This is a genomic window from Kitasatospora sp. NPDC004272 (assembly GCF_053603035.1).
In genome coordinates, this window is the sequence record NZ_JBSGET010000113.1 from 19,780 (window position 1) to 27,567 (window position 7,788).

The window sequence follows — 7,788 nt, forward strand, 5'->3', positions numbered from 1 at the left end:
CTCCGCCGCCGTCATCAGCGCCGTCATCGCCGCCCCCGATTCCGGGTGGTGAACGCCGCAGCCAACACACACAGCACCGGGAGGAGGATCGCCAGCAGGAGCATCATTACTTCGGTCCCGTCCCACGAGTCGTCCTCTTCGCCGGGGGGCCAGTCCTCCACCGCGTACTGGCTCTCTCCCCGCCTGCCCGCAGACCCGCCCGCAGTGGGCCCCACCTGCTGCGAGCCGACGGCTGAGCCGGTCTCCTGACCGGACGCCCCGCTCGGGCCGGACGAGGTTCCGGATGCGGACGCGGGTGCGGACGCGGGTGCGGACGCGGATACGGGCGTGCCCGGATTGACCGCCGCAGCACCAACGGGGCTTCCCGCAAGCGGAGTTACCGCACCGGCCGGGCCGGGGGCGGCGAAGGGTGAAGCCGACCGGGCGAAGGCGGTCCCGCCCGGGAGCAGTGCCGGTGCCTGTCCGGGGAGGAACGGTCCGAGCATCTGCCCCGCCGTGGCAGGGGCACCTGCCACGGGCTGGACCTGTTCCGCGCTACCGGGCTGCTGTCCTGCGGCAGCAGCCGGCTGGGCTCCCGGGGGGACGGACACCGGGAACAGTCCTGGCGGAACGCTGTCCCCCGAGGTTCCCGAAGGGGTCCCCGCGCCAGCAGCCCCCGGGCCAGCTCCGGGGCTCGCGACACCGCCGGGGCCCGTACCTACCCCTGTTCCAGCTCCGGCGGCGGTACCGGTTCCGGTGCCAGGACCGGCTCCGGTGCCGGGAGCGGTTCCGGTGCCGGGACCGGTTCCGGTGCCGGTGCCGGGAGCGGGGCTGGCGGCGGAGCCCGCTCCCGGGCCGGGGCCCGTCCCGGTGGTCGCGGGGCCGCCCGGTTCCGGGCCGGACGGGACCGGCTGCAGACCGTCGTAGGCGCCGTCGGCCTCGGCGGAGACCCGTCGGGGTGCCTGGCGGCTGCCGTCCGGCCCGATGGTCGCGTCGTCCGCCAGACCGTCCGCACGGGCCGTACCGGTCTGGCGTCCCGGGCGGGCGGTACCGGTCGCGCGGCAGTCCACGGCCTGTCCGGGGGTGAGGGTGTGCCCACCGTCCGGGCCCGCACAGTTCACCGTGCCCAGGCCGGGCAGTCCTTCGGTGACCGAGGCGGCGGTGACCGGGACGTCGCCGAACGCCTCCAGGCGGTACTGGAGTTCAACGGTCCCGCCGACAGCGGCCACCGCCCTGGTCGCCGGGCGGGCGCGGGCGGTCCGAACGGTTTCGGTCACGACGCCCTGGAGTTCGCGAGCATCGGGGAGCTCGGGAGGCCGGCCCGGGGATCCGCTCGGGGATTCACCCGTGGATCTCTCGGAGGCTTCGGGGCCGTCGACCGACGCCGTCCGGGACACGGCTCGGCGGGACAGGCCCGTCCCGGCGGGCGCACCCACCCGGGTGAGCCGGAGCCCCGCCGTGATGCCCAGGTAGCCGGCGGGTGCGTCGGCGTGTGACTGCGGCAGGTGGTTCGGCGCGTCGGCGACCGCCGAGACCTGGGTGGACTGCGGCCCGGGCGCGACGGTGAAGGTGGCGGTGCAGTCGAGGGCGCCACCGGGCGGAATGTTCCGGTCGGCACCGCAGGAGAGCTGTCCGCCGGGAAGCTGGGGGTCGTTCAGCAGCACGCCGCCGAGCGGGTACTCGGCGTGGTTGCTCAGGTGGTACGTGCGGGTGGCCGACTCCCCCACACGCAGCCGTACTGCGGGATCGGTGCTGCTGTTGGTGCTGACGCTCAGCCGCAGTTCGTTGCGCACCTCGCCGCCCCGGGTGGCGGCCGGATCCGACGTCCAGGCGCCGAGGACGACGGGGGCCAGCAGCGCGGCCCCGAGCACGGCAGGCACGGGGCGGCGGGGCGCGGCCGCTGCGACGCGTCGCTCGGCGGTCAGTACGTCGATATGACGATTGGTCACCTTGGCATGATCGATCAAACACTCGACCGGTCACCGGTACGGCGCACCGGAGCAAGCGGGAACGACTCGATCGGCCGATACCGCCAGGTCACCGCCCCCGGGCGCGGGCAGGGACGCGGGCCGGACCCGGGCGTGCACGCAGGCACAGGCGTGGACACAGACGTGGACACAGACAGGGAAGCGTGCGGCCGGGGCAAGCCGCTCCCACCCCTCCGGTCCGTTCGGGGCTGCCCCGGGGCGACCGGTCAGGGGATGACGATCACCGGACGGTTGGCGCGGCGGGCGAGGCGGCCGGAGACGGAACCGAAGATCTTGCCGAGCAGGCCGTGGGTGCTGCCGACCACGATGGCGTCGGCGGCGTACTCGCGGCCGACCTCCTCGATCTCGTGGCAGATGTCCCCGCCCCGCTCGACCAGGATCCAGGGGACGCCGGAGAGGAAGTCGGCGCAGGCGAGTTCGAGGCCGAGGATTTCGGTGCGCTGGTCCGGGAGGTCCACGAAGACGGGCGGTTCGCAACCGGCCCAGACGGTGGCGGGGAGCCGGTTCGCGACGTGCACGATCACCAGGCCGCAGCGGGAGCGGCGGGCCATGCCGACGGCGTAGGCCAGGGCGCGCTCGCTGGAGAGCGAGCCGTCGAAGCCGACCACCACGCCGTGCTGGAACTGCGGGTCGCAGGCGCGCGAGCCGTGTTCCTGGAGTTGGGGTTCGCCTTCGCCGTCGCGGCGGCCGACGGTGGGACGGGCTCGGTCGGTCATCGCGTCCTCCGCAGTACCGGGAGTGTCGTTCCCGGGGGTGTCGCGTTCGGGGGTGTCACGTTCAGGGGTGCCGCACCCTGGGGCGCGGCGGTGCGCGGCCCGTCCGGACGGGCGGATGCGTCCGAACGGGGCGGCCCGACCCGTCCGGCCGGCGCGAGGGCCGGACGGTGCCGGACGGGGGTCCGGGTCCGCGTCCCGGTCGGAGTCCAGACCCGCGCCCCGGTCGGGGGGCCGGGCGTCCGGACGGCGCGGTGGATCGGCGAGCGGCGGAGTGCCGAAGCCCTCGACGACGGACCTGCCGTCGTGCGGGCTGCCGTGGGCAGAAGCGGAAGGCTCATGACCGGCCATGGCTCAAAACTCTTCAACTGAAGCGGGCCTACACGGGGGGACTCGGCGGCGAACCGTCCGGCCCCGGTGACAGGAACGGCGGCGGCGGGAATGCGTCCGGGAACGACTACCACCGTTGGCGACCTGTGCCTTTCAGAGTACGGCTCGGAACGGGCCCCGCCCAGCGACGGCGCCCTCGTGCGACCAGGTTCCCGCTTGTGGGGGAAGCACATGCCCAGACGTGCGCCCCCCGTACGACGGGTTCCCAGGAGCTTGACCGACGACATGCGCTGCGCGCAACAGTGCGCCGACACAACGTGACCCGACTGTCATCGCCCCTGCCCGCAGGCGGTGCACGGGAGTTGCCCGGCCGACGGACCCCTCCGGACATCGAGCCGGATGTCGGTCCGGACGTCGAGCCGGACGCCGGACCGGGTGCCGGGTCGGGATCGCTCGCACACTGTCCGGTACGGGCCAACACGCCACCCGATCCGCCCGATGATCGGACGGGCGGCCGAACCGGGACGGCTCCTTTTCGGATCATGGTCCGGGTTGCGTGCGTACCATCCGGATTCGGCCAATTCGCGGAAATTCCAACCGCCTTTGGCAATTGCCACGTGCATACGAGTCGGCCGCTGGCAGCATGCTCGGCATGCCCCTGCTCCTGCTCGACCTCGACAACACCCTGCTGCCCAGGGACGCCGCGTTCCGGGCGTGGGCGGAGGACTTCCTCGCCGAGAACGGCCTGCCCGCCGGCGACCTCGACTGGCTGGTCATGCTCGACGGCAGCGGCTACGTGCCGCGCAGCACGGTACTGGGTGCGGCGAAGCGCCGCTACGGCTTCGATCGTTCGGTCGATTCGATGCTCGCGCACTACCGGCTCGGCATCAACTCGCACATCCAGTGCCCGGATTCACACATCGCGGCACTCCGGAAGGCACGCGAGGCGGGATGGACGCTAGGAATCGTCAGCAACGGCGGAACGCTCCCCCAGTTGGAGAAGATCCGACTGACCGGGCTCGCCTCCCTGGTGGACGGTTGGGTCATCTCGGAAGAGGCTCGCTGCCTCAAACCGGACCCGCTGATCTTCGAGATCGCGGCACGACGGTGCGGCTTCCGGCCCACGGGGGACTGGAGGGCACAGACCTGGATGGTCGGCGACTACGGTCCGGCCGACATCGCGGGGGCGGCGGCCACGGGACTGCGCAGCGCGTGGCTGAGCCACGGACGGCCGTGGGCCGAACGGGCCTACCGTCCGACGATCAGTACGCCGAGCCTGCCGGAAGCGGTAGGGGTGATCCTCGCCAAGTCCGAACTGCCCACCGCTGGACGGGGGTTCGCCGCAGCCGCAGCAGGGCGCACCCCGCTCTCGCGCGGCCACCTCGCCATCCCGGCCTCCCGGCTGGCCCCGACCGCCGCCCGGCTCGCCCCGAGCACCCCCGGCACCCCGCTCCCCCAGCCGACCGCCCCGCCGCTCTCCCCGGCGGTCCCCCTGTCCGTACCCCTGGCGAAGGCCGTACCGCTCGCACCGCCGGCCACCTCGGCGGCCACGGGCTGAACCACCCGCCCTGCGCCACCGCGCGCCGCTCCGGCCCACCCCGGCGGGTCAAACCGTTTCGCTCCACCTTCTGCCCTCGGTACCCATACTTCCGCCTTTGGCACTGAAGCAAATTGCCCGGAGAGTCACTGAACGGTGGTGTTCACCTCGGCACCGAGGCTGCTCAGGAGGTCAAGGCGATCCGTGGTCGCGCTGCTCAGCGTGCAGCAGGAGCAGTCGACTCCGCCCCACAGAGGCGAGCACTTCGCCTTCGAGTTCCAGTCGGCCCCTGCGGGGCGCGGGGCGGCCTTCCGTCCGTTGGCGCGGACGGAGATCTCGTGCCGATCTCAGCATTCGGCGAACTCAGCTCCGGAGAAACGGAGTTACTGCAGGAAAGCGGCAATCCGGGGGCCGTGGGGTGGGTGGCGCGGGCGGCCCGGAGGTTGGCAGTGTGGACCCGGAGCGAGATCGTCGTGCTGCCCGACCGGGAAGCGGGCCCGGGCCCCGGGGGATGGCGAACCAGCCCGGGGGGCAGTTGCGGGCAGCGGGTGGCACCACGGAGAGGCCGCCGAAGACCACGGCGGACAGCGGGTTCCGGGCAAGGACGTCGCCGAGGCCGGAGATCACCTGCGCGGGACGTCGCGCGGCCGGTCGAGGATCGGCAGCAGTCTGGGTTGCACATGGTCCAACGGGCTGTGACGGAGCGGTGGTTGGCGCCGGACCAGGTGGGAGAGGTGGCCGCGCGCGTCCCCGGTCAACCGCAGGGACCGGACAGGGCGGCAAGCAGCTGCGGGAGCGTGGGGTCGCGGCGCTGTTCGAGCCGCACGCAGTGGTCGACGGCGAGTCCGGCCAGGCGAGCAACCTCCTCCGGCGGAGTCCGAGGATGCGGCGGCGGGCACGGATGACGCAGCGGGCATGAGGACGGCGGACACGGCCACGGTCGGCACGGGGATCTCGGGCGGTGACGGCCGGCACCGGGCGAGCGCCGGTGACCGAGCAGGTCGGTCGTTGGCTGGTGCCCCGCGGCTGGCGGGGTGGGCCGGCCCGGAGCGGTGCGGGTGCTGGTGCGGGACGCGGCGGCGGGAGGCCGGGGTCGGGGTGGTGGTCGACGACCCGTGCCAGGAAGCGGACCGGCGGCGGGCGCCGGACGGCGTGGACGTGGCACAGGCCGTGCAGCGGACCACGGCCGTCCCATGCCCTCTCCGGGCGCACCTTCAACGTCGTGGACGACTCCTCGCTAACCGCGTGGGCCACGTACCGACTCAACGGTCTGGTGCACCAGTTGGGTTCGGCCGCCGACCCGTCGCACCCCGACCCGTCGCATCCCGGGGCGGCGGAGCTGGAAGCGGCGGGCACCGCACCCCTCGAACCGCGAGAAGGCATGGTGTCGGCCGAGTACGCGGTCCCGGGCTGCCCCGGCTCGCTCTCGGTCGGCCCTGTGGTCGCGTCCGTTCCCGGGGGGCGGGTACCCGGCGGGGGCGTGGTGGAGGAGGGGTCGGATTCGGACGAATGTGCGGCGGGTGGGGCGGCGGGGTGGATCGGCGGAGCGGCCGGGGTCAGTGGGGTGGCTGGGGTTGGTGGGGCACAAGTGGAACAGCGAGTTCTAAGTGACGGATTGTGAGGTGAGGAGCGTTCAGGAGTGGCCGGTTCAGGCCGAGCAGGGGGGCTGACGGGGCGCGGGGATCATGGCTCAGGTGTGCGCTGTGGCGCATGGAAGACGGTTTCACGCCCCCGATTCGAACCGTATGTTTTCGGCCAACTTGCGCCGCTGCCCTGCCGTTCGGGCAAATCCGCAGCACACAGCGGACGGTGGGTGCACCCTCGACGGGCGAATCGCCGGGGCGTCGTGCGACAACCGGCCACGCTTGTTCGCGCCCCCTTCACAGCGGGGTCGACGGGTGCCACGCTTCGTGATCGAATGCTTCACGCCAAATTGCCATGTCGACATAGCGTCGGATGGTGAACTTGTCACAACGGCAACGGTCCACCAAGTAGATTCGATCTTGGCTCGCAGAGCGGCAGCCGAGACCACCACACCACCGAGGGGGCTGGAGCGCCTTGAGCAGGGTGAGCAGGAGCGACGCGGGTCCTGAAAGCGGCCGTCAGCAGTCGTCCCATCCCGGTGGCACGGCGAGACTCGGCAAGTTCGGTGGCACCTCGGCGGGTTCGCCGACCGGCGGACCGGCCGGCGGACCGACCGGCGCTCCGAACGGCGGTCAGCTCCACGGTGGTTCCGGCCCGATGACGGGTGCTCAGTACCCCTCGGCCCCGTCCCCCGCCGCGACCGGCTCCGGTCACGGTGGTCACGGCAACCACGGCGGGCTCGCCCCGGGCGGGCACGGGGGTGCGGGCACGGCGACGGACGTGCTCTCCGCCGCCTCCGGCCCCGGTGCGCTGTCCTCCCCGCGCAAGCTCGCGGGCCGGCGCCGCCGGGAGACCGTCGCGGTGCTGCTGTTCAGCGGGGCGCCGATCTTCGAGAGTTCGATCCCGCTGTCGGTCTTCGGCGTGGACCGGCAGGACGCCGGCGTCCCCCGCTACCGGCTGCTGGTGTGCGCCGGCGAGGAGGGCCCGCTGACCACCACCGGCGGGCTGACGCTGACCGCCCCGTACGGGCTGGAGGCGCTCTCCCGGGCGGGCACCATCGTGGTCCCGGCCTGGCGGTCGATCTCGCAGCCGCCGCCGGTCGAGGCGATCGCGGCGCTGCGCAAGGCCCACCACGAGGGCGCCCGGATCATCGGCCTGTGCACCGGCGCCTTCGTGCTGGCCGCCGCCGGGCTGCTGGACGGACGTCCGGCCACCACCCACTGGATGTACGCGCCGACGCTGGCGAAGCGCTACCCGCGGGTCCACGTCGACCCGCGCGAGCTGTTCGTGGACGACGGCGACGTGCTCACCTCCGCCGGCACTGCGGCGGGCATCGACCTGTGCCTGCACGTGGTCCGCAGCGACCACGGCGCCGAGGCCGCCAACGCGCTGGCCCGCCGACTGGTGGTGCCCAACCGCCGCGGCGGCGGAGGTCAGGCCCAGTACATCGACCAGTCTTTACCTGAGGAGATCGGCAACGACCCGCTGGCCGAGGTGGTCACCTGGGCGTTGGAGAACCTCAACCAGCAGTTCGACGTGGAGGTCCTGGCGGCCCGCGCCTACATGTCGCGGCGCACCTTCGACCGCCGGTTCCGCACCCTGACCGGCAGCGCGCCGCTGCAGTGGCTGATCACCCAGCGGGTGCTGCAGGCGCAGC

4 protein-coding genes are annotated in these 7,788 nt (G+C 73.2%); 2 read left to right on the forward strand and 2 right to left on the reverse strand.

Annotated elements, in window-relative coordinates:
* Positions 1–23 precede the first annotated feature (23 nt).
* Entirely contained in the window at positions 24–1,928 is a 1,905-nt protein-coding gene (locus ACWEO5_RS28420; RefSeq protein ID WP_452165061.1) for a hypothetical protein, read from the reverse strand.
* Between the two features lie 245 nt (positions 1,929–2,173).
* On the reverse strand, positions 2,174–2,683 hold the full coding sequence (locus ACWEO5_RS28425) for a universal stress protein (protein WP_380273366.1): 510 nt from the start codon (positions 2,681–2,683) through the stop codon (positions 2,174–2,176).
* A 979-nt stretch (positions 2,684–3,662) separates the two neighbouring features.
* On the opposite strand from ACWEO5_RS28425, the gene ACWEO5_RS28430 reads away from it, so the two are divergent.
* The gene (locus ACWEO5_RS28430; protein WP_452165062.1) at positions 3,663–4,568 is read left to right on the forward strand and encodes an HAD family hydrolase; all 906 of its coding nucleotides are present in this window, start codon (positions 3,663–3,665) and stop codon (positions 4,566–4,568) included.
* A gap of 2,220 nt (positions 4,569–6,788) precedes the next feature.
* The coding region (locus ACWEO5_RS28435) for a DJ-1/PfpI family protein (RefSeq protein ID WP_452165063.1) at positions 6,789–7,788 on the forward strand (1,000 nt) is incomplete at its 3' end.